Origin of the sequence: Salinicoccus siamensis (assembly GCF_042429615.1) — a bacterium.
Taxonomy (GTDB): domain Bacteria; phylum Bacillota; class Bacilli; order Staphylococcales; family Salinicoccaceae; genus Salinicoccus; species Salinicoccus siamensis.
Genome location: NZ_JBHMAH010000033.1, coordinates 1 through 992, shown reverse-complemented (window position 1 = coordinate 992; position 992 = coordinate 1). Strand labels below are relative to the sequence as shown.

The 992-nt window shown below is 30.8% G+C and carries 2 protein-coding genes; both read right to left on the bottom strand.

Going from position 1 to position 992, the window contains the following annotated elements:
- Positions 1–658: hypothetical protein (locus ACFFLE_RS11075; RefSeq protein ID WP_380572194.1), on the bottom strand; the 658-nt coding region annotated here is incomplete at its 3' end.
- A 26-nt stretch (positions 659–684) separates the two neighbouring features.
- A complete protein-coding gene (locus ACFFLE_RS11070; RefSeq protein ID WP_380572192.1) occupies positions 685–888 on the bottom strand; it encodes a hypothetical protein in 204 nt (67 codons plus the stop codon).
- Positions 889–992 lie beyond the last annotated feature (104 nt).

Below are 992 nucleotides of genomic sequence, written 5' to 3'. Positions count from 1 at the left end.
CATAATTTTGATACAAATGAGTTTGATAGAACACATTTTGTTGCATTACTTCATCTTGGACAGAATTAACATATCTTTTAGAATATACTTCATACCAATATGCATGAGGTTGGTTAATACTATAATAATAAGTTGCTACTGCTGTTACTAAACCAACTGCAACTCCTAAGAATGATGCTAAAATTCCTGCTGCAAGTGAAACATTTGCCGCTTGAATACTTGTATCAGTTTGTACAGTCCGATCATATACAAAATCACTTTGTGCACTTACATCAGTTCGACTTTGAATACCTACATCTACTTGATTTTGAATATTCTCAGGCAAATCTTCTAAAGCAACTTCTTTCTGTTGTTTAGTTTTATAAGATTTTTCACCTGTTTCTAAATTTGTAATTTCAACTGTAACATTATCTATTCTCTTAACTTGATATTCTTCATTACCCTCTGCATCAACTGTAGTAAATACCAAATCATTTCCTACAACACTCTGCTTTAACATTTCACCATTATTAAAATGAATAGCATCACTAGTAGTGTAATCAATATGTTTACTCAAACTACCTAAATCTACTTCTACCCCATCATTAGAATTGTCATTTGCTTGTGCGGTGTATACAGGATAAGTTGCACTGGTAACTACTAAGGAACCTACTACCATTCCTTAAATACCTTTCCAAACATAGATTATTCCCCTTTATTGGTTTTGAAGAAGTCATATTTCAAAATGTAATTAAACAAAATAAGAATAAATATCACTCCTCCGATTATCACAATCGCATACATCCCTAATGAAATTTCATCTGAAAACCCAAATCTCATTATCAAATAAGCAGAAACTGCATATATTATTCCGAGAATAGCTGAGGTCATATTCTTATTAATCCACATGTTTAATCACTCCTTCCATCTGCAGATGAATTTTAAATAACTTCTCTCTTAGTATGATATTCATAATTTTAATAACTTTCAAACATCATTTCGCAAAAATACTT